Consider the following 23215-nt stretch of genomic DNA (forward strand, 5'->3'; position numbering starts at 1 on the left):
TATGTAAATATAAAAACATGACAAATTTATCAAGTTTACTCGTATTGTAGCTTATTCAATGGTTATTATGCTAGATAGTTGGAAAATATTTTCGTCGACATTTGTCTAAATTAGTCGATTGTATGAGGAATAGATTTTCTTCTCTTGGTATATTTGGGACTAGAATCGAGGGCTGGCGCTTATACCTGTCTCGAGTCAGGGAGAATCGGGACTCGAACCGGGGGCTGGCTTTTATACCTGTCTCGTTTCAAGGACAATCGGGACTACAATCGGGGGCTGGCGCTTATTCCTGTCTCGTTTCAAGGACAATCGGGACTACAATCGGGGGCTGGCGCTTATTCCTGTCTCGAGTCAGGGGGAATCGGGACTCGAATAGGGGGCTGGCTTTTATACCTGTCTCGTTTCAAGGAGAATCGGGACTACAATCGGGGGCTGGCGCTGATTCCTGTCTCGATTCAAGGACAATCGGGACTACAATCGGGGGCTGGCGCTTATACCTGTCTCGAGTCAGGGGGAATCGGGACTCGAACCGGGGGCTGGCTTTTATACCTGTCTCGTTTCAAGGAGAATCGGGACTCCTATCGGGGGCTGGCGCTTATTCCTGTCTCGATTCAAGGAGAATCGGGACTCCTATCGGGGGCTGGCTTTTATACCTGTCTCGATTCAAGGAGAATCGGGACTACAATCGGGGGCTGGCGCTTATTCCTGTCTCGATTCAAGGACAATCGGGACTCCTATCGGGGGCTGGCGCTTATTCCTGTCTCGATTCAAGGACAATCGGGACTACAATCGGGGGCTGGTGCTTATTCCTGTCTCGATTCAAGGACAATCGGGACTCCTATCGGGGGCTGACGCTTATACCTGTCTCGATTCAAGGACAATCGGGACTCCTATCGGGGCTGGCGCTTATTCCTGTCTCGATTCAAGGAGAATCGGGACTCCTATCGGGGGCTGGCGCTTATTCCTGTCTCGATTCAAGGACAATCGGGACTCCTATCGGGGGCTGGCGCTTATTCCTGTCTCGATTCAAGGACAATCGGGACTCCTATCGGGGGCTGGCGCTTATTCCTGTCTCGATTCCCGGGTGAATAGCAATTATTCCTGCGATTTGGGCAATTTACACTCAGTTCCTGTTAATAGAGCACAAACTAAAAAAGAACCCAACACAAATGTGCTAGGTTCCCTATTATTTTTATTCTTCTTCAACTAACGTTTTTTTACGACGCACCTTGCTTAATGCTTCATATACGATTGGCACTATAACAAGCGTTAATAACGTGGAACTTGTTAAACCACCAATTACCGTTACACCAAGGTCTTTTGAGATCATCCCGCCGCCTTCTAGTCCTAGTGCTAGTGGGATGAGGGCACCGATTGTAGCGATTGCTGTCATGAGGATTGGACGAAGACGAGTTGTACCCGCTTCTAAAATGGCCTCACGTGTGCTTAAGCCTTCTTTCTCCTTGTGGATTACGCGGTCAATTAATACAATCGCGTTTGTTACAACGATACCGATCAGCATTAGAGCACCAATCATTGAGTTAACACTTAATGTTTCACCAGCAATTAATAAGCCGACAAGAGCACCGATTACTGTAAACGGTAAGGAGAACAGAATCGCGAATGGTGCTAGTGCTCCACCGAAAGTGATAACTAAGATCAGATAAACGATCGCAATCGCTGCTAACATGGCTAAACCTAATTGAGTAAATGATTCTTGGATGTCCGCTGATACCCCACCCATATTTACTTCAATTGTTGACGGAAGTTCTAAATCGTCTACCTTTGTTTGAACATCTGTTGAAACTTTTGCAACATCATCTGTTGTGATTTCACCTGAAACTGAAACATAGATTTTTCCATCACGTCTTGTGACAGTATTTGATGTTTCACCTTCTTGTACGTCAACTACATCACCAATTTTCACTCCTGTTCCAAGTGGAGATTGAATGGTTTTTTCTGTTAAATCATCAACATTTTCATACGTTTCTTCATCAACTTGAAGATACACATTTAGGTCTTCACCGTCTTTTTCAACTGTTGTTAATACTGGACGTTCTCTTGTTGGGTTAAGCGCCATACCGATTTGAGCTGCTGTTAATCCGTACTTACTTAACTCTTCTTGATTAGCTACAAATGTGTACTCTTCATATGTTTCTGACATACTTGATTCTACATTTTTAAGAGAATCATTGTTTTCCATAATCTCTTGGATATCTGCTACAACAGGCTCAATGTCTTCCATGCTGTTGCCATAAACATACATTGTAATTGCATTGCTAGATCCCATTGAAGCAAAGTCTTGTGAAGCCCATTCTCCCCCACCAGCTGCTACTTCAATTAAATCTTCAACAACTTGTTCTTTTTCTTCTGCAAATTCAGGTGTGTCATCTTCATAAAGAATGAAGAACATCGCACTGTTTGTATCACCAGGATTCATTGGGTTTTCACTACCAAGTGAATATTGTACTGTTTTCACATGTTCTCTATCCAAGAAGAATTCTTCAGCACTTAAAGCTGCTTCTTCTGCTTGCTCTCTTGTTTCACCTGGCTCTGGTTTGTACGTAACGATCATCATTTTTTCTTCTTCAGATGATAAGAAACTAACCCCGATAACCGGAACTAAGAATAAACTTCCTACTAACATAGCAATCGCAATCAAGGAGGTAATGATCTTGTGGTTCAACGTCCAATTTAGAATTGAACGATAAGCACCTGTCATTTTGCCTGGTTTGTGTTCGTCATGTTGCTTTAATTTTTTGCTTTCACCATATAAATTTTTCTTAAATAAACTGTGCGCCATCATTGGTACAATTGTGATTGCAACTAATAATGATGCTAAAAGCGCAAATACCATTGTTAATGCGAATGGTAAGAATAGTTCCCCGATCATTCCTTTTACAAGCGCTAACGGTAAGAATACCGCGATCGTAACGATTGTCGATGACATAATTGGTATGAACATCTCTTTTGTTGCTTCACGAACTAATGCCTTACCTTTTAATTGTTCACCTTTAAGTGACATTCTTCGGTAAATATTTTCAATAACAACGATCGAGTCATCAACAACACGACCAATCGCAACAGTCATCGCACCAAGTGTCATCATGTTCAGCGTAATACCCATTTGATTTAACAGGATAATTGCGATCAATAATGACAACGGAATTGAAATAATTGAGATTAATGTTGATTTAATATCTCTTAAGAATAAGAGAATAATAACAACCGCGAAAAGTGCTCCAAATAGTGCTTTACTTAGCATTGTCCCAACTGACTCTTCAATTGGTGTTGCTTGGTCAAGTGTATAAACAACATCAAGACCTTCAATTTCATCTTCAAAATCAGCTAATTTTTCTTCAATACCGTTGGCAACATCTACTGTATTAGCGTCTGATGCTTTTACAATTTGAATACCGATTGCTTCTTTCCCATTAGTACGAGAAATCGACTCTGCCTTTCCAACTAATTCGATATCAGCAATTTCTGAAAGTTTCACAGTAGGCAATTCGATCTTAGCAGACATTTGTGCTTGGGCTTGGGCTTGGGCTTGGCCCGCACCAGTTTGTGGTGACTGAGCGGTCATATCAGCCGATTGACCACCTTGTGCTGCTGCCTGTTGATTTCCTTGCGCCGAAGGCATAACTGGAATTTCAATATTTTTCAAATCATCAATTGTTGTAATGTTTCCATCAACTACCACAGATTTTTCTGTTTCATCTAATGTTAAAACTCCTAATGGAAAATTAACATCAGAGCCTTGAATAAGACCTTTTACTGTCTCTGTATCTAAACCTAGCTCTGTTATTTTATCTTCTTTAAAAGTAAACAATACTTCCTCTAACTGTTGTCCAGATACTTGAACAGAAGAAACACCTTCAACCCCTTCTAAAGCAGGGATGATTTCGTCTTCAACAACAGTGGTAAGCTCTGCAAGTGATTGATCTTCATTCGCAATACTTAATGCTAAAATAGGAAATGCATTTAAACTAATTCTTGAAACGCCAGGTTCATTAGCGCCATCAGGAAGTTCAATATCCGTTAATGCATCGTTTAATTCATCTTCAGCTTCATCCATATTTTTTTCAAATCCGTATTCGATTTGAAGCGATGATGCATTTTGCATAGAGTTTGAGCTAACAACATTTACTCCATTTAAATTTTGAACAATCTTTTCAATTGGTTCTGTGACATGATCAGCGACTTCTTCAGGAGTAGCCCCTGGATAAATGGTTGTAACTGAAATAATCGGGGTATTAATATTCGGGATTGTTTCAAGCTTCATGTTTAATCCGGAATATAGCCCAGCTACTGTTATAATTATTGTAAGCAGCCATACAGCAAATTTGTTTTTCAATACAAAATTAATTATGCTATTCATAACATCCTCCATTTTTTAGAATCTAATTGACTATCGGGTCACAATAATTAATAATATAAATGACTAGTCAGTCAGAGTCAACGAACATTTTGTTAATAAACTTTAATTTTTTTGTAAATGTTTTTATATCAAGCTATAAAAAACTCAATATAGAGGCTAAGTCTTTTGTAGTAAGGAGGTCAAAATGAAGGAAAAGGAAAAGAAAATTATTGAGGCCGCCGTTAGTATTTTTGCCACAAAAGGATATTCCGCTACATCGATTCAAGAAATTGTTGATGCTTGCGGAATTTCAAAAGGCGCTTTTTACTTATACTTTAAATCGAAGGATGCCCTACTTCTGGCAGCATTTAAGTATCAATTTCAATTAATTCAATCTAAAGTCGATTCCGTACCGATTAAAGATTTATCCCCTCGTGATGCATTTGTTCTTCAGCTAAAAACTCAGCTAGAAGAAATTCAAAAAAACAAAGAATTTATTATTATGCAAACACGTGAACAAGCAATACCAATAAATTCTGAGATTGAGGACTTTATTAAGAAAATGACTCAAAATATTGGGAGATTTTATCATAGATCTCTTCACGCTATTTATGGCTCAAAAATTGACCGTTATATTTTCGATTTAAATATGATTCTACAAGGTATTGTTCAATCGTATTTAAAACTGATTATTCTTGATTTAGGACAATTTGATCTTCAGAAGTTTGCAGTCTTTGTTTTAAGACGAGCTGATGATTTAGTAGAAGGCTACTTAAAATCAGATGAAGAACCAATATTATCAGATGAATTTGTCTGTCAGTTAACAGAGCAATACCCGGAGTTAACGAAGGAGGATTTAGTCAGAGAAATTTCACTGGTGAAAAATAAGATTGATAATGAAGCTTTTTTAATCACACTAGATGTAATTGAAGAAGAAATAAAGGGAGATTCACCGCGTTTACCCGTGATCAAAGGAATGTTAAGCAATATAAAAAACGCCCCTGGTTTAGAAGAATTAAATTCTGTCATTGAGCACTACTTTAAGCTGTAAAATAGAAAAAGGGATGAGCCATGCTCTTCCCCAATTTCCCTTACATTCATCCAATCGTTTCATTTTCGCGATCTGTTCCCTCCCCTGAATCTTCCTTCAACACAGTTGCAAACATACATAAAAAAATCCCCTTAAGCAAGGAGACTCGATTATGTATGCGACACAATCAGTTCAAGTGTCCCATCTACGATCATTTCTTTTGTATTGGCTGTTACTAGAAAATGGTCACCCTTTTGAAGCGAAAGTGTTTCTTCCTTTGTTTTTACAGACCCTTGTCCATTAATTACACTGCACAAGAGAAACGGTGCTTCTTTTTTATGTTTATATTCATCAACAACATTCCATTTATAAACAGAAAAGTACTCTTCTTTTACAAATGTCGTAATCATCGTTGATCTATTTTCTTCAATATGAGTTTTTACTTGATTCACATCGTCTGGGACAGTTGTCACTTGAATAGCCTTTGATAGGTGCAGCTCTCTTTTCTCACCATTTTGATCAACACGGTCATAATCGTACACACGATAAGTTGTATCAGAGCTTTGCTGTGTTTCCAACACAAGTGTTCCTTCACATAACGCATGAATGGTCCCGCTTGGAACATAAAAAAAGTCACCCGGCTTAATTTTCACTCTTCTTAACAAGTCCTCCCAACGACCAGAATGAATCATCGTGACCAGCTCTTCCTTTGTACGGGCATGATGGCCAAAAATCATTTCGGCTCCTTCTTTACAATCGATAATATACCAGCACTCTGTTTTGCCTAGTTCGCCATTTTCATGTTCTTTCGCATATGTATCGTCCGGATGAACTTGTACACTTAAGTCTGCTTTAGCATCTAGTATTTTCGTTAATAGAGGAAAGCGATCGCCTCTTATATGTCCAAAAAGCTCTTGGTGGTTTTCCCATAGCCAACTTAATTCCTTTCCTGCAAAGAGTCCATTTTGAACGGTACTATTTCCATTAGGATGTGCACTAATTGCCCAACACTCTCCAGTATGTTCACTCGGAATATCGTACCCGAAGGAATCTCTCAATGTTGTTCCACCCCAAATTCGTTCTTTAAAAACAGGCTTTAATTTTAGTAGCTCTACCACACAATTTCCTCCTTATCATACTAGTTCGTAATTACACTCATTAAAAAACAGACAAATAGTAAAAAGGGCTTATTTTCATTATAAGATAGGAGATAGCAATCTGGAAACAGATTCCTTAAAACGAATGGTCTTCGAACGTTGATGATAAGCTTCTAGTGTGTACTCCCTTGACTGCAAAACATCATGTTGAAACTCTTCTGATAGCTTTCTAGCAAGATCTTCATCATAAATAAACGCATTTACCTCAAAATTCAATTTGAAGCTTCTTACATCAATATTTGCTGTTCCAACTGAGGCAATTTCATTATCTACTACAATCATTTTGGCATGAATAAAACCATTGTCATATATGTACACCTTTGCACCTGAATTTAATAATTCGGCAACATATGAAAGGGTGGCCCAGTACACAAATGGATGATCAGGCTTATTCGGAATCATAAGCTGCACTTCAATTCCTGATAAACAGGCTATTTTTAACGCATCAAGCAGGCTAGCATCAGGAATAAAATAGGGTGTTTGAATACAAACGGATTTTTTTGCGGTAGAAATCATCTTGATATAGCCATTTTTAATTTGTTCCCATTCAGAATCAGGACCGCTCGTCACAATTTGCAAGCTGCTGTTTCCAACTGCCGTAACAGGTTCAGGGAAAAGCTCCTGTGAATAAGCAATTGTCCGCTTTTCTGTTGCTTGATTCCAATCAAGAATAAACCTTGCTTGAATCGCATGTACCGCTGTTCCTTGAATTCTTAAGTGTGTATCACGCCAGTAACCGAATGAAGGATCAAGCCCTAAATATTCGTCACCCACATTAAAGCCACCTACATACCCTGTTTTACCATCAATAATGACAAGCTTCCGATGATTACGATAATTCAAACGCAAATTTATCCATCTTAGCTTTGAAGGAAAAAACCCCTCCACCTCTCCTTCTGCAGCACGAAGCTCTTTGAAAAACGATTTTCTTAATCCTCTCGAGCCAAGATCATCATATAAAACTCTTACTTTAACACCCTGGGCTGCCTTCTTCGTTAAAGCCGCAACCAGCTTTTTACCAAGTTCTCCGTTTTTCAAAATATAATATTGTAAATGAATGTGATCGGTCGCCTCTTCAATATCCTTGAACAATTGGGAAAACTTCTCATTTCCATCTGTAAAAATATCAACAGAGTTATCTTCTGTTAACACCGCATCATTGTTAATAACCTGCATATTAATCAGCTGCTTATGCTGCTTTGCCGTTTCACTTTGAAAAGCAAATGTATTTTTGCGTATATCTTCAAGCTGATTGGCCAACAGTTTTTCAATTCCAAGCTTTTTCCGGTCTTCCCATTGAAACATGTGGTATCGACTTAAATTTTGACCAAAAAGAAGATAAAGCACAAATCCTAAAACCGGAATAAAAAAGAGAACAAGCAACCACGCCCATGAAGACGGCGCATCTCTTCTTTCTCTAAAAATCATCACAATCGCAAATAAAATATTCAAAACAATAATAAATCCAAGCAATATTGATACAATATTCATGTATATTCCTCTCATCTACAAATGATCTTTTCACACATAGTATATCGTGAAACAATGGTAAATGTTGTATGTTTTAGTGTTAATTTTCTTCAAAAAAAGAAATGTCTAAGAAATTTCAATTTAATATGTAATAACCACTGTGAGAACAACCCTCACTATGTTAAAATACTTCTTAATGAATTTTCAAAATATTATTTCCCATAGAGGTGAAAAGATAGGATCATGAATGAATTAGCACAAGCTTTAAACCAAGCAATCAAAGAAGATAATGAACATGTCTATCATATGTTATCCCAGCTTGGAAAGGAAATGTTCTATCCAAAGGGAATTTTAAGTCAATCAGCTGAAGCAGGCAAAAAAGCTCACCGCTTCAATGCAACAATCGGAATTGCAACAGAAGGCAATCAACCAATGCATTTCACTCACTTGCAAAACCTTTTTGGAGATCGTGTAGCACCAAAAGACTTGTATCCATATGCCCCACCGCAAGGGAAAGAAGAATTACGAAAAGTATGGAAAGAAAAAATCTTAAAAGATAACCCAAGTGTAAACAGTGATGTAGTTGGTTCGCCAATCGTTACAAACGCTTTAACACACGGTTTAAGTATTGTTGCTGACTTATTCGCTGATGAAGGCACTCCGGTTATTGTGCCTGATAAATTCTGGGGTAACTACAACTTAACATTCAAAGTTCGCCGTGGTGCAAATGTTGTGACATTCCCATTATTTAATGCAGAAAACGGCTTTAATACTCAAGCATTAAAAGAAACAATCTCTGCTCAGAAATCTTCTGGCAAAGTTATTGTTCTTTTAAACTTCCCGAACAACCCAACTGGTTACACACCACTTGAGTCTGAAGCAAGAGAAATTGCCGCAGTTTTAACAGAAGCTGCAGAGGAAGGCTTAAATGTTGTTGTCTTAATTGACGATGCATATTTCGGCTTATTCTATGAAGATTCTATGAAAGAATCCATTTTCAGCTACTTAGCAGATACTCACGAACGCATTTTAGCTGTAAAAGTAGACGGTGCAACAAAAGAAAACTATGTATGGGGCTTCCGTGTTGGATTCATCACATATGCAAGCAAAAGTGCCGCGATCTTAAACGCACTCGAGCAAAAAACAAAAGGGCTAATCAGAGGAACCATCTCAAGCAGTTCTCACCCATCTCAAACATTGATTCTAGAATCACTAAAATCAAATGAATTCGCGGTAGAAAAAGAACAAAAATTTGCATTGATGAAAAGTCGTGCAGATAAAACAAAAGAAGTTTTGGCAAAAGAAGAATACCAAAAATACTGGACTTACTACCCATTCAACTCTGGCTACTTCATGTGCCTAAAACTTAACGGAATCGATGCCGAAGAACTCCGCCTACACCTACTAGACAAATACGGAGTAGGAACCATCTCAATCAACTCAACAGACCTTCGCATCGCCTTCTCATGCGTAGAAGCAGATGACATCGAAGAACTATTTGATTTGATTGCACAGGGAGCTGCGGATTTAGCGTAGGTTTTTATGGTGCCTGTCACTTCCCGAAGTTTGTCGAAAACCCTCACATCCTAGATTGGATAGGTGAGGGTTTTTTTGTGCTTGTTTTGAAGCATAGATACATTGTATGTATTCGGAATTTCTAAGGTATAACACGTTCGAACAGGTTCCTGTCCCAATACCCTCCGAATCGGGACAGAAATTCACTCATAGCTCTGGCGTTTGTCCCAATACCTCCTGAATCGGGACAGAAATCCACTCATTGCACTAGCGTTTGTCCCGATACCCTCCAAATCGGGACAGAAATCCACTCATAGCACTAGCGTTTGTCCCAATACCCCCTGTATCGGGACAGAAATCCACTCATAGCTCTGGCGTTTGTCCCGATACCTCCTGTATCGGGACAGAAATCCACTCATAGCAGTCAAGTCCATATTCTTGTGTAAAAGTGTCAACAATGGTTTTCAACTTATTTAAAACGTGTATAGTAAGCAAGAATTATTTCGAATTTACATTGAGGGGCGGGCATGATAGCCTGGAGGGCAAGCCAGGGGTTGTAAAACTCCTGGCTTCCTGGCTTAACATCATGCCCGCTGGAGGCTCAATGTCAATTCGAAATTAGGAATTACCACTAGATTTTGATAGTGGTTTTGGCCTACATTTTTCTTGGTTTCCCTCTTGTAATTTGCTTCTTTGCTTGTTCCTCATTGACTTGCATAAGAACAGCTCCTATCAATCTAAATGCAGATTGAGTATTCGGAAATATACGGATAACTTGTTCTCTTCTTCGAACCTCTTGATTGAGGCGTTCCAATGAATTAGTACTTCTTATAAATTGTTGAAACCTAACTGGTTCATTTAAGTATTGAACGGCATCTTCGAAGCCATCCTCTAATGTTTGAATGGCTTTCTCGATCTTAGGATTTTCTCCAAAACGTTCAATAAATTCATCTTTAAATTGTCGTGCATCTTCAACACTGACAGCCTCAAAGATTCTCTTTAACCCTAGTTTTTCTTCTTCAATCCCTTTCTTTGGCATCACATTAAAGATGTTTCGCTTTAGATGGACTGTACAGCGTTGCCAAACAGTTCCAACAAACACCTCTTTTAGAGCCTTCTTTAGGCCAGCGTGTGCATCGGTTATGAATAGTTTAGGGGATTGAACACCTCGTGATTGAAGGTGTAGAAGAAATGCCTTCCATGCATCATAACTTTCCACATGATCTACTCTTATACCTAGTACTTCTCGTTGGTTATCTCCCGTTATGGCAGTCGCGATATAAACAGCTTTAGGCACAACACGATTATGTTCACGAACTTTGATATACATGGCGTCCGCGAAGATATAAGGATAATAGATTGTATTTAACGGGCGATTTGCCCATGCCTGTACGATTGGATCTAGCTTTTCTGTGAGGGAAGATACAAACGATTTTGAAACACTTTCTCCACAAAGCTGCTGAACAACATTCTTTACTTTTCGAGTAGAAACTCCATTTACAACCATTTCAAGCATAGAAAGGACAAACGCCTGGTCACACCGTGCATATTTTTCAAAGACGGATGGTGAAAAGTCTCCTTTACGTGTACGAGGAACTTTTAAACTTACTCTACCAATACTTAGAATAAGGTCACGATCATAGTAGCCATTTCGAGAATCAAAACGTTCAGAAGAACGTTCATAAGCTCCAACCTGTAAGTGGTCATCTCGTTCTTTCTCCATCACAGAATTTAACACAAGGACGATTGAAGCTTTGATGACAGCATCAATATCAGAATTCATTACAGATTCTTTTAAATTGTCAAGATTTAGGTTAAACTGAAATTGAGTCAAAATTAATTCCTCCACAAGGTTTTTCGTCGCTGATAACCATTGTGACCAAAAGGAATTAATTTGACTCTTTTTGTTTTTACACAATTATACGGACTTAATCCTCATAGCTCTGGCGTTTGTCCCAATACCCCCTGTATCGGGACAGAAATCCACTCATAGCTCTGGCGTTTGTCCATATACCCTCCGAATCGGGACAGAAATCCACTCATAGCTCTGGCGTTTATCCCAATCCCCCCTGTATCGGGACAGAAATCCACTCATTGCACTAGCGTTTGTCCCAATACCTCCTGAATCGGGACAGAAATCCACTCATTGCACTAGCGTTTGTCCCGATACCCTCCAAATCGGGACAGAAATCCACTCATAGCACTAGCGTTTGTCCCAATACCCCCTGTATCGGGACAGAAATCCACTCATAGCTCTGGCGTTTGTCCCGATACCCTCCAAATCGGGACAGAAATCCACTCATAGCACTAGCGTTTGTCCCAATACCCCCTGTATCGGGACAGAAATCCACTCATAGCTCTGGCGTTTGTCCATATACCCTCCGAATCGGGACAGAAATCCACTCATAGCACTAGCGTTTGTCCCAATACCTCCTGAATCGGGACAGAAATCCACTCATAGCACTAGCGTTTGTCCCAATACCTCCTGAATCGGGACAGAAATCCACACATAGCTCTGGCGTTTGTCCCAATACCTCCTGAATCGGGACAGAAATTCACTCATAGCACTAGCGTTTGTCCCAATACCTCCTGAATCGGGACAGAAATCCACTCATAGCTCTGGCGTTTGTCCCAATACCCCCTGTATCGGGACAGAAATCCACTCGTAGCACTAGCGTTTGTCCCGATACCGCCAGAATCGGAATAAAAAATTAATCATTCAACAAGAATAAACATCTCCAAAAGACAAAAAAGTGTCGCCATCTTCAAGTGGCGACACTTACTTTTTCAAAATACGATTAAAATTTCTCCGCTACCTTCTCAACCAATGGGTGATCCATAGCTAAGCCTGCAATTTCACTAAATGCAGCTGCTGCACCTTTTTCTTCTATTTTTTGTTTCAGCTCTAAAGATTCCTGATCTTCTTCTGATACGAATTGTAATGCCGCTGCCATAATCTTTACAAGGTTCTCTGGCACTTCATTGAATTCATTTAAGAATTCTAATGCTGGTGCCACAAGTCGGTCTTTCGGTCCAAGCTTACGAATTGGTGCTCTTCCAACACGCTGAACATCATCGACAATATATGGGTTGGCAAAGCGACCGATGATTTTCTCAATGTACGTTTGATGCTGATCTGCGTCAAAACCGTATTTTGACACTAGCACCTTACCTGTTTCACCAAGTGTTCCTAATACATCTTTTTTCATATTGTCGTTCGCAATTGTTTCAGCAATGGTGTTAAGACCTGCCAAGTTACCTAAATAAGCAGTTGCAGCATGCCCTGTGTTCACCGTAAACAGTTTACGTTCAATATATGCTGAAAGGTTTTCAACGAAAAGTGCTTCCTCAATTTTCGGCTGTACACCCTTGATTTGTGTAGAATCAATCACCCATTCATGGAATGGCTCAACAAGGACATCTAAAAGACGTTCGTTGTTTTGATTTGGTACGATACGATCTACTGCAGAGTTCGGGAAGCCGATATGTTCTTCCACCCATGCTTGTTCTTCTTCATTCAGCTTTTCTAACACATGCTTTTTAAGCTCACTGCTTCCACCAACCATGTTTTCACAAGCAATGATGTTAAGTGCTACCCCACCGATTTCCTTACGTTTTTTCAAGCCTTCTGCAATTAAAGCGGCCACAAATTTTAAGATATGTGGACCAACTGCAGTTGTTACGATATCAGCTGTTGATATTGATTCCACAGCTGCATCTGGAGATTGCTGACTGTTAATGCCTGAAACTCCTTCAACAACAGTTTCCTGTTTTTCTTCGTTTGCTAGCATCACACGATATGATTTCTCCTTATTTAATTCATCGATCAATGCTTCATTTACATCCACAAATTTAACAGAATAGCCAGATTGATGAAGAAGTAGGCCGATAAAGCCGCGTCCGATATTACCGGCACCAAAGTGAATCGCCTTCAAGTTAGTTCACCTCGCTAAGAAGTTGAATGATTTCCTCTTTCGTTTGTGCTTGAACAAGTTTTTCAACATTTTCTTCCTCAGAAAGAACAATGGCAATTTTAGAAAGAATGTCTAAGTGCTCGTCGCCTTTACCTGCGATTCCGATTAGAAGTTTTACTGTGTTACCATTGCCGAAGTCAACCCCACCAGGTACTTGAATAACAGATAAACCTGAGTTAAGAACAGCTGATTTTGCTTCTTCTGTTCCGTGTGGAATGGCAACAAAGTTACCCATGAACGTTGAAGATAATTCTTCTCTTTGTAACATGGCTTCGATATAAGCAGGCTCTACATACCCTTTGTCTACTAAGATCTGACCTGTTGCTTTAATTGCCTCTGTTTTATCGCTATATTGTTGATTTAATATGATATTTTCTTGGTTTAAAATACTCATTAATGAACACTCCTTAGGTTTTGAACAAAGTTTGTAAAATATTTTTGACTAATATATTGAATAAGACTACTTTTCGCAGCCGTTTCAAACATGGTAATACTTTCTTGTGATTCAATAATGCTTGCACTGATAAAGCTCATAATCTCCAAATCCTCAGCATCTGCATGTTCAGGCGCAATGAGTAAAAGAATTCTTGAAACCTCGAGCATTTCATTGTCCATCGCCCGTAACATGACCGGGAGATGGAGGTTAAGAACATGAAAGCCTGGTCGGACAACTGTCTCGCTTCTGGCATGAAATAAAGCTAGGTTTGTTTCAGGTATCGCTAGCCCACCAACATGTTCTCGCAGTAGCAAAGCTTCCACAATATCGTTCTCATTATGAACGAACCCTTTTTCTTTTAACCTCTCACTAACAGGTACCAGGATTGACCTTAGATGTTCTGTATTTTTCATTTCAAAAACTTCTAATTCCTCTAAAAGTTTTAGTAAAATGTGTGACTTTCTCGTAAACTGTTGATACTGATCAAAGGTTAATGTTAGCTCTTCCTCGTCTTTCAATTCCTCATAAAAACTTGGACTTGTTGCTATTTCTAAACCTTTCTCTTCAATATAATCTTTTATTTTATTTAATTCATCTGTTGTTAGTATTGGGCTAACAAGCAAATAATCACTTGAAATGTCTTCTATAGGAATGGTAGAAAGAATCAGATCATACTCACTAACATTAATATCTCTCAATTCAAATGCAGATATGTTCTTAAGCTCCGCAATATGCGGAAATTGATTGTTAATCTGTGTGGCAAGCATCTTTGATGTTCCTATACCACTTGAGCAAATAATTAATGCCTTTAATTTTTTCACGGTTTTTCGTTTATTTAGGGCTGCCCCAAAGTGCAAAACTAAATATCCAATCTCTTCATCAGGCACCTTTTCAAACGGAAGACTTACACTTACAGCTTTTTGAACAACGCGAAAAAGCTCTTGATAGTCTCGCTTAATTTCTTGAAGAAGTGGATTAGTAATTTTCATCCCCTGTTTTAGCCGATAAATTGCGGGCTGAAGATGGGCTAGCAAGCCTTGAAATAGAGACTGATCATGCTTTAACCCCTTGCCTGTAAGCTTTTCAACCTGCTCAATCAATCTTTGCACAAGATAGGCAATCTCGACATTTTCATTCTGGATATCCATCTTACCTTCAAATCGAAGCTTTGCCCCCCTTAGATGCATCGTAATATACCCTTTTTCATCTTCAGGGATATCAATATTAAAGGTTTCTTCAAGCTTCATCGCAATTTCATTCGCAAAAGCAAACTCACGGGATTCCTTCAGTTGATCGAGATATTCGCGTTTTATCGTAATGTTTTCACCACGTTGAATTCGTTCAATCGCAAGTGCAAGGTGTACAACTAATCCAACATAGGAGCTATCGGCTAATGGATATGGCAAGCGTGAATTAATCGTATTAATTAGATTTTCTATTATTATAAGTTTTTCTTTTTGAACGAGACCTAGCAGTCGCTCTGAAATGGAATCAATTTTATTCGTAGATTTTCTTTCAATATTTTCTCGAACCATTCGTAAAAAGTCAGGAACATCAAACCGGTTAGAAATCAAGCTAGTGATTGCCTTACGCTTTGCTTCTTCCGCTCCGGTTATCTCTATTCCATAACCTCTTCTTCGAATTAAGTTCAATCCATATTCCTGCACAAATGGCTCTAATTTATCAAGATCATGACTGATTGTTGCCGTTGTCACTCCAAGATCGTTCGCCAATGATTGAAGTTTTATTGGCTCCTGATGATCTAATAATGTACAAAGTGCAACCATCATTCGCTCGTCAGGTGTGTATTCCTTATAATCCTGCTTTTGAATTGAAACTCTTAATTCATGAAGACAACTTTCATCTCCAGTAATTTTAATTCCAATTCCAGCTCGCTTTACCAACTGGAGTTTGAAGTCTTGTAACACAGACTCAATATTATTCAGATCTCTATGTATTGTTCTTTCACTTACATCAATTATGTCAGCAAGCTCCTTAATCGTCACTTCCTGATTTGCTTCTTCAATTAAATATTGAAGAATAAGGCGCTCCCTAGCGGAAACAATCATTCTCATCAACTCGTTTCAACATGAGTTATTGACATAGTTTAATTATAAATGTAGCTAGTATGTAGTTTCAAAAGATAGAAAAAGCAATTTTTTCAGGTATGATGATGACATTATTTAATTAGTGAATAAATGCTTGTTTTATATGTACCTTGCCCAACTTCATATTCCTGCATACTGCTTCAAAAATGCTGCTTATCTGCGGTTTATGAATGTTTATCTTCGATTATCAAAATTGATCTTCGATTAGACAATTCCCGATAACTTCCGCGCCGCCCCCCCAACATTTCACACCTAAAAGTATAAAAAGGATGCGCTACCCAAAGTAATCGCATCCTCCCTAATTATTTTAACTTTTCAACAATCTCATCATATTTCGGACTGTTTAAGAAATTATCAACTGATACGTGATAAGCAGTTGGCAACTTCGCTTTTGCACGATCTGTTAAGTCTTTGTGAGAAATAACGATGTCTGCATCAGCTGGGATGTTATTGATAGATGTGTTCGTTACGTCAACACCTTCAATGTCTGCTTTTTTTACTTTATTTCTTAAAATTGAGGCACCCATCGCACTTGAACCCATTCCTGCGTCACATGCGAAGATGACTTTTTTCACATTGCCAAAATCAAACTCTTCAGTTGAAGTTGCTTCAGTTGTTACTTCAGCACCTGTTAAGTTACCACTTACAGAGCTCTTTTTACCTTTCATTGCTTCCATTTTTTCAGTAGCTGCTGTTAAGTCTTCATCTTTTTGCTTACTTGTTTTCAAGATAAGTGATGCAACTAAGAAAGATACTGCTGCTGCTACAATTACACCAAGAAGAACTCCTACGTAGCCACCTTTTGGCGTCATTGCAAGTAATGCAATAATACTACCTGGAGATGGACTTGCTACTAGACCTGCGTTGAAAACTGTGAATGTGAATACACCACTAATTCCACCAGCGATTGCTGCAAGAAGTAACATAGGCTTCATTAAGATATACGGGAAGTAAATCTCATGAATACCACCAAGGAAGTGAATAATCACTGCACCAGGAGCTGTTTGTTTCGCTGAACCTCTGCCAAAGAACATATAAGCTAAAAGAATACCTAAACCAGGACCAGGGTTTGATTCAAGTAAGAATAAAACAGATTTACCAGCACTTGCTGCTTGCTCAATACCAATCGGACTTAAAATACCGTGGTTAATTGCATTGTTAAGGAATAAAACTTTTGCCGGCTCAATGAAAATACTTGCTAATGGAAGTAAGCCTGCATCAAAAATACCTTGAACCGCACCTGCTAATACTTTGTTTAACCCTTCAACAACTGGACCAATACCTAGTAAGGCAATAATCGTTAAAATGGCACCTAAAATTCCAGCTGTAAAGTTGTTTACTAACATTTCAAAGCCTTGACGAACTCGATCTTTAAATAGTCCATCAACCTTTTTGATTAAATATCCACCAAGTGGACCCATAACCATTGCACCTAAAAACATCGGGATATCCGCACCAACGATAACCCCCATTGTAGCTGTCGCACCAACGACACCACCACGTACGTCATAGATCATCTTACCACCAGTGTAACCAATTAATAGTGGAAGAAGATATGTGATCATTGGACCAACTAAAGCCCCTAATGTTTCATTTGGTACCCAACCTGTAGGAATGAATAAAGCTGTAATAATACCCCATGCAATAAATGCACCTATATTTGGCATAATCATGCCACTTAAATAACTACCAAAACGTTGAACTTTAACACGAAAATCGCCCTTGTTTTGAGTCGTTTCCATTATATTGTCACCTCTTTGTAATATGTGTACTTTCTTGTTTTAATAATAAAGCGATTACAACAACAAAACAATTTAAACTAAACTATATTTTGTCTGACACAATGTTGACAGAATTAATTTTGGAAAGAGTTGTTATTGGTTTGTCAATAGCTAATATTGTCGAAAACACTTTATTCTATTAACTTTTTTAAAATTTTCTTCATTTAAAAAGGAATGAACCTGATGGGAATTTATCAGATCCACTCCTTTGAAAACGCATTCATTTTCATGTGAATTACTTTAAAGAATTAGCCATTTCAACCATCACATCAGCTCCTAATGGTTCCTGACCTTTTAACATATGATGATATAGTCCATACACAGCTCCATTTTCCAAACACTCTATGCCTTCTCCAATATCCAATTCAGCATATTTTCCCATTCTTTTATTAGCAAGCTCCATTTCTTCCACTTGTAACTGCTCATACTCTAATAAGTCCTGTTCTTTCTGAGAAGCAATATAATATAATTCCTCATTTGTTTCTTCGTTGATAAAATGTAACTCTACCCGATGATGTTCCTGATTACCACCAAATTTCGTGATAAGTAAGGTGCCTTCTTCTTTACTTGGTGTAAATGGAAGTTCTTTTAGCTCAGGAATATCTAGGTTTGCTCTGTTCATTGTTTCCTCAACCGTCAACTCTTCGATCCTCTCAAAGCCTGTTGGGGCACTTCCACCAGTATTGCCGCTAGTAAGATATACTGCACCCCCAATAACTAAGAAAGAAAAAATAATAACAAACACATCTAATTTTCTGCTTTTTCTAGTTCTCTTCATGATCCTTAGGTTATTATTTACGTTTACTTCCACACTCAACATTCCTCCTAAAAATTTTCAAATAAATTTTTCTACCCTCCTTTCGCCCTAGTATATTATATGAAAATACCTATATATCCAATCATTTACATTGTTAACAAAATCTTCATCTCTTTTTGAACTTTCTTGTTTTTATGAAACAATCCCTCTCTTTCTTGCGTTATATCATTTTTGTAAGCCAAAAAAGCCCAGAGTCTACGTTTGACTCTGGGCTTTTCCACTAATTAATAACTTTTGATATTAAAACCGAAGGATTTTCTGCAAGATTCAATTCTTTTCCACTTTCTAAAAAGCGAATAACTGGTCGTTGTAAATGAGTTTTTATTCCTATCACAATCGCCTGCTCACCTGTATAGAGCTCCACTTTTGTACCTGGTAGATAAGAAGGAACACTGTTCACAAATGCCTGAACTACTTTGTGAGAATATTCATCATCACTTTTTGTCATAATCAATTCTAACGCTTCATGTGGAGGCAGTTTTTGATTTGAAAGCATACGATCATACAAGTTTGCTATCCCACAAATTTGCGGAAATTCTAATACTTCTTTGTCCTTAAGTCCCCTAGGATAGCCTTTTCCATTTAATAGCTCATGATGTTGAAAAGCAACATGAGCAGATAGTAAACTAATTTCGCGACTTTCCTTAATCACCTCAAAGCCTTTTGCAGGATGTTCTGCTTCTTGATCTGTTACAGCCTTTCCGATATCATGCAGCAACGCCCCTATGGCAAGATCTCTTAACTGAACAGGAGAATAACTCATTTGCTTTGATATTTGTAAACATAACAATGCTACGTTTACAGAGTGAGCATATTTCTCCAATCCTTCTGAAATAGAGGTTGTTGGAATTAAAATGATCGTTTTAAGAGCATTTACTTCATGGATAAGAGTCATGGCAGCTTTTTGAATAGCTACAACATTTAATCTTTTTCCTTTTTTCACATCTTCAAATGCTTCTTGCACAACAGCAATTATATCCATCCAAGTTGGCATGTCCAGCATTTCATCCAATGTAATTCCAAATGACTCAGCATCTTCTACCACAAGAGTTGTTACTCCAATTTCTTTAATACGTTCCAAATAGTTAGGATGAATTGTACGTCCTGCTGCTAAAAGGATCCGTCTCATCCGATCATAAACAGGCATTGCCAATTGCATGGCCTGTGGGTTGTAATCCTCTATATCAATAAATCTCATGATATCCTCCTTGTTGCTATCTTTCTTTGAAATCAAAAACTTTTTCAAGTCTCAACTACGTTTGGCTATTGAAAAATAACAAAAAATCCACCGATAAACACGGAGGATTGCTGTACAAAGCTCTTCCACTCATCAGCAATCCAGCCACCATAGATTTCTCCTTAGGTCTGTGACTTTGCGTCTCCATTTTTCAATGAATTTGCCTTTATTATATAAGGTTGTTGTTTTCGTTTATTAACAAATATACCATGAGATTTACGTTTATTAATAGCTTTAATTTCTTCCAATGAATTCTAAGAAGAGATACAAAAAACCCCTAAATGAGTTTTAAGGGATTCTTTACTTAGCTTGATTTTATCTCGACCTTATGTGACATGCTACCGATGATCCACTCTGCCGCTTCTTCTATTGCCATTATGGAAAGATCTATAGTTGGACATCCAAGGTTAACCATTACTGTTTCAGCGAATTGTAATTCTTCCTTAATCCGTTCAATTTTCGCATAACTTGAATCCGGAGATAACCCTAAGTGCTTCAATCTTTCTCCCCTTATTTCTCTTAGTTTCTCAGGTGACATCGTTAACCCAATACATTTTCCTTCTGACAACTTAAAAAGTTCTTCAGGAGGAGAAACCTCAGGGACTAATGGGATATTTGCTACCTTAACCATTTTATTAGCCAAATACATCGACAATGGTGTCTTTAAAGTTCTTGAAACACCGATGAGAACGATATCCGCCTCCTTGATTCCACGCATATCCTTTCCATCGTCATATTGCACAGCAAATTCAATGGCTTCAATTCTACGAAAATAGGAGTTATCAGGTACTTCTATTATACTTGGTTTTTGTACCGGTTGTTTATTTAGCTTAGTTGCAAATGTCTCCAATAGTGGACCTATTAAGTCAATCACCGTAACATCTTCTTCATTCGCTTTATGATCAAGATGCTTTTTAAATAGTGGAGTAAAGAGTGTATAGGCAATGATAGCGTTGCTTAGCTTCGCGAGAGCAATCAGATCATTTATTTCTTCCTTATTTTCTATATAGGAGATTGTTTTAATGTTAAACTCTGTTCCGATAAATTGGGCAGCAACTGTTTTGACCAACAGCTCTGCTGTATCACCCACCGAATCAGAAAGAACATAGACAATTTCTTTTTCATACACTTATAATCACCTATTCTTTGAACTTATTATCTTCTGAAACATTACCACATTCATCTTGCCTAAAGGTAGTATAATGCTTACTCTTACTCCAGAAAATTTCATCATTTGTTAGTAAAATCTACTTTTCTGTTAACGATACTCGAAACCTTTGAAATCGACGAAACTCTACAAATATCGGGTGGTGACAGTAAGAAACAACATTAATAGCAAAATAAACGGAATTCAATGTGAAGAATGTCATCGTACACAAGCGTTAAAAATGAATCTTGTTAAAGAATTTCAAAAAGAAGTGTATGAGCGGATTTCCACAAAGCCAGTGAGAATCACTCAGGAGTATAAAGAAGATTTAAGTAAATTACTAGCAAGCCTGCCGATTCGAATACTAAGTAAACCATATCGACTTATGCGGTACTTGAATGAAACTCGGAAGGTGTTTAAGTTGTATAGAGATAATAAGGGGTAAGCACTCATACTCTTTTATAAAAAGAATACTCTACTACCAACTTTAAAAGTCAGCAGTAGAGTATTCATCCAACAACTCTTCAAATTCCCCATGTGGTACAGGCCTCGAAAAGTAAAATCCTTGGGCCTCGATACGAGGCCACTGAAAAAGTCCAAGTAAAAGGTAGAAAGATTCACTTAGGTGAACTTTTCTACCTTTTTTACTTTATAATTAAAATTATAAATATAAGTGGGTGGTTTCCAATGATACAAAAACAACAAACAATGATGTTTAGTCCATATGTGGCTCTATATGATATCGTCGTTCCTCAGGATAATATGTTACGAAGAATTAAGGATCTAATTGACTTTTCTTTTATTTACGAAGAATTAAAGGATAAATATTGTCTAGATAATGGGCGGAATGCGATAGATCCTATTCGCATGTTTAAATATTTGTTTTTGAAAACCATTCATGATGTTTCAGATGTTGATATTATCGAGCGTTCAAAATATGATATGTCCTTCAAATATTTTTTGGATATGGCTCCGGAGGAAGCCGTTATTGATTCAAGTTCTTTGACAAAGTTTCGTAAGCTTAGGTTAAAAGACATGAACTTATTAGACATGCTTATCAATAAGACAGTGGAGATTGCCATTGAGAAAGAGATTATTAAAAGCAAGTCCATTATTGTAGATGCCACCCATACAAAGGCGAGATATAATCAAATGACTCCAAAAGAAATACTAATGGAGCGCTCCAAAAACCTCAGAAAAGCAATTTATAAAATTAACGAGAGTATGAAGAAGAAATTCCCCGTAAAGCCAAACAATGATCTACTTGAAGATGAGATTACTTATTCCCAAGAGCTCATTGAAGTGATTGAAAAGGAAGAAAGCCTTTTAGAGTATCCAAAAGTCAAGGAACATCTTAATCTCCTGAAAGAAGCCGTTGCAGATGATATCGAACAGCTACAGTCCATGAATGATCTAGATGCCAAAGTCGGACACAAAGCAGCTGACTCATCATTCTTTGGCTATAAAACTCATCTGGCGATGAGTGAAGAGCGAATTATTACAGCCGCAACGATTACAACCGGAGAAAAAAATGATGGAAAAGAGCTACAGACACTTGTTGAGAAAAGTATAGATGCAGGAATGGAAATTGAAACGGTTATTGGGGATACTGCGTATTCTGAGAAAGACAACATTCAATATAGTAAGGAAAATGGAATTAAACTGGTCTCAAAATTAAATCCTTCCATAACTCAGGGTACCCGAAAAAAAGAGGATGAATTTGAATTCAATAAGGATGCGGGCATGTATGTCTGCAAGGCAGGGCATATGGCTGTACGGAAAGCTAGGCAAGGTAAAAAAGGAGTAGGCAAAAACCAAGTTGATACCTACTATTTTAATGTTGAAAAATGCAAGAGATGTCCTTTCAGAGAAGGGTGCTACAAAGAGGGAGCCAAAAGTAAAACATATTCTGTTTCCCTTAAGTCTGAACAACATTCATCCCAAGCACAATTCCAGAAAAGTGTATATTTTAAGGAAAAGTCTAAAGAGCGTTATAAAATTGAAGCGAAAAATAGTGAATTAAAACACAGACACGGGTATAATGTGGCAAAATCCTCGGGTCTAATTAGCATGGAGTTGCAAGGCGCCATGGCTATATTTACGGTAAACATTAAAAGAATTCTAAAGCTACTAGGGGAAAATTAGAGAAAATATGTGGCTAATGCAAAGAAAGAGCCGACTTT

15 protein-coding genes and 1 riboswitch are annotated in these 23215 nt (G+C 38.1%); of the genes, 4 read left to right on the plus strand and 11 right to left on the minus strand.

All coding sequences use genetic code 11. The features are described 5' to 3' along the window. Positions 1-1192: 1192 nt before the first annotated feature. Positions 1193-4381 carry an efflux RND transporter permease subunit gene (locus LPC09_RS21965; protein ID WP_231308289.1) on the minus strand — a complete coding sequence of 1063 codons (3189 nt, stop codon included), beginning with the start codon at positions 4379-4381 and terminating at the stop codon, positions 1193-1195. A gap of 184 nt (positions 4382-4565) precedes the next feature. On the opposite strand from LPC09_RS21965, the gene LPC09_RS21970 reads away from it, so the two are divergent. Beyond that, positions 4566-5411 carry a TetR/AcrR family transcriptional regulator gene (locus tag LPC09_RS21970; RefSeq protein WP_231308290.1) on the plus strand — a complete coding sequence of 282 codons (846 nt, stop codon included), beginning with the start codon at positions 4566-4568 and terminating at the stop codon, positions 5409-5411. A gap of 149 nt (positions 5412-5560) precedes the next feature. On the opposite strand, the gene manA is transcribed toward LPC09_RS21970, so the two are convergent. Both manA and cls read right to left on the minus strand, forming a co-directional pair. Further along, a complete protein-coding gene (gene manA, locus LPC09_RS21975) occupies positions 5561-6508 on the minus strand; it encodes a mannose-6-phosphate isomerase, class I (RefSeq protein WP_098798944.1) in 948 nt (315 codons plus the stop codon). A 78-nt stretch (positions 6509-6586) separates the two neighbouring features. After that, positions 6587-8038: a cardiolipin synthase gene (gene cls / locus LPC09_RS21980; protein WP_231308291.1), complete on the minus strand. Its 1452-nt coding sequence runs from the start codon at positions 8036-8038 to the stop codon at positions 6587-6589. Positions 8039-8260: 222 nt separating this feature from the next. On the opposite strand from cls, the gene LPC09_RS21985 reads away from it, so the two are divergent. Continuing rightward, the gene (locus LPC09_RS21985) at positions 8261-9553 is read left to right on the plus strand and encodes an aminotransferase class I/II-fold pyridoxal phosphate-dependent enzyme (RefSeq protein ID WP_098798946.1); all 1293 of its coding nucleotides are present in this window, start codon (positions 8261-8263) and stop codon (positions 9551-9553) included. 634 nt (positions 9554-10187) lie between these two features. Here the strand turns inward: LPC09_RS21985 and LPC09_RS21990 are convergent. The 8 genes from LPC09_RS21990 to LPC09_RS22025 all read right to left on the minus strand — a co-directional run bounded on the left by LPC09_RS21990 (position 10188) and on the right by LPC09_RS22025 (position 21014). Then, positions 10188-11366: an IS256 family transposase gene (locus tag LPC09_RS21990; protein WP_231308292.1), complete on the minus strand. Its 1179-nt coding sequence runs from the start codon at positions 11364-11366 to the stop codon at positions 10188-10190. Positions 11367-12330: 964 nt separating this feature from the next. After that, positions 12331-13467, minus strand: coding sequence for a mannitol-1-phosphate 5-dehydrogenase (locus LPC09_RS21995; RefSeq protein WP_231308293.1), 1137 nt, complete (start codon positions 13465-13467; stop codon positions 12331-12333). Between the two features lies 1 nt (position 13468). Continuing rightward, complete coding sequence (locus tag LPC09_RS22000; RefSeq protein ID WP_098797157.1) at positions 13469-13900, minus strand: PTS mannitol transporter subunit IIA; 432 nt, start codon at positions 13898-13900, stop codon at positions 13469-13471. Then, positions 13900-16011, minus strand: a complete 2112-nt coding sequence (locus tag LPC09_RS22005; RefSeq protein WP_176551061.1) for a BglG family transcription antiterminator — start codon at positions 16009-16011, stop codon at positions 13900-13902. Before LPC09_RS22005 ends, LPC09_RS22000 begins: the two co-directional genes overlap by 1 nt. 341 nt (positions 16012-16352) lie before the next feature. After that, the gene (locus LPC09_RS22010; protein WP_442920002.1) at positions 16353-17792 is read right to left on the minus strand and encodes a PTS mannitol transporter subunit IIBC; all 1440 of its coding nucleotides are present in this window, start codon (positions 17790-17792) and stop codon (positions 16353-16355) included. A 274-nt stretch (positions 17793-18066) separates the two neighbouring features. Beyond that, the gene (locus LPC09_RS22015) at positions 18067-18642 is read right to left on the minus strand and encodes a hypothetical protein (protein WP_098797154.1); all 576 of its coding nucleotides are present in this window, start codon (positions 18640-18642) and stop codon (positions 18067-18069) included. Positions 18643-18868: 226 nt separating this feature from the next. Further along, a complete protein-coding gene (locus LPC09_RS22020) occupies positions 18869-19846 on the minus strand; it encodes an HD-GYP domain-containing protein (RefSeq protein ID WP_098797153.1) in 978 nt (325 codons plus the stop codon). A gap of 131 nt (positions 19847-19977) precedes the next feature. After that, positions 19978-20060, minus strand: a riboswitch (cyclic di-GMP riboswitch). A 129-nt stretch (positions 20061-20189) separates the two neighbouring features. Beyond that, on the minus strand, positions 20190-21014 hold the full coding sequence (locus tag LPC09_RS22025) for a pyruvate, water dikinase regulatory protein (RefSeq protein ID WP_231308294.1): 825 nt from the start codon (positions 21012-21014) through the stop codon (positions 20190-20192). A gap of 181 nt (positions 21015-21195) precedes the next feature. Between LPC09_RS22025 and LPC09_RS22030 the strand changes: the two genes are divergently transcribed. Continuing rightward, a complete protein-coding gene (locus LPC09_RS22030; protein WP_231308295.1) occupies positions 21196-21477 on the plus strand; it encodes a bh protein in 282 nt (93 codons plus the stop codon). 242 nt (positions 21478-21719) lie between these two features. Further along, a complete protein-coding gene (locus LPC09_RS22035; RefSeq protein WP_231308296.1) occupies positions 21720-23177 on the plus strand; it encodes an IS1182 family transposase in 1458 nt (485 codons plus the stop codon). Positions 23178-23215 lie beyond the last annotated feature (38 nt).

Origin of the sequence: Metabacillus sp. B2-18 (genome assembly GCF_021117275.1) — a bacterium.
Taxonomy (GTDB): Bacteria; Bacillota; Bacilli; order Bacillales; family Bacillaceae; genus Metabacillus.

Coding starts and splice junctions, on each gene's coding strand:
- LPC09_RS21965 (WP_231308289.1), bottom strand. CDS start 4,381: ATGAATAGCATAATTAATTTTGTATTGAAAAACAAATTTGCTGTATGG.
- LPC09_RS21970 (WP_231308290.1), top strand. CDS start 4,566: ATGAAGGAAAAGGAAAAGAAAATTATTGAGGCCGCCGTTAGTATTTTT.
- cls (WP_231308291.1), bottom strand. CDS start 8,038: ATGAATATTGTATCAATATTGCTTGGATTTATTATTGTTTTGAATATT.
- LPC09_RS21985 (WP_098798946.1), top strand. CDS start 8,261: ATGAATGAATTAGCACAAGCTTTAAACCAAGCAATCAAAGAAGATAAT.
- LPC09_RS22000 (WP_098797157.1), bottom strand. CDS start 13,900: ATGAGTATTTTAAACCAAGAAAATATCATATTAAATCAACAATATAGC.
- LPC09_RS22005 (WP_176551061.1), bottom strand. CDS start 16,011: ATGATTGTTTCCGCTAGGGAGCGCCTTATTCTTCAATATTTAATTGAA.
- LPC09_RS22010 (WP_442920002.1), bottom strand. CDS start 17,792: ATGGAAACGACTCAAAACAAGGGCGATTTTCGTGTTAAAGTTCAACGT.
- LPC09_RS22020 (WP_098797153.1), bottom strand. CDS start 19,846: ATGAGATTTATTGATATAGAGGATTACAACCCACAGGCCATGCAATTG.
- LPC09_RS22035 (WP_231308296.1), top strand. CDS start 21,720: ATGATACAAAAACAACAAACAATGATGTTTAGTCCATATGTGGCTCTA.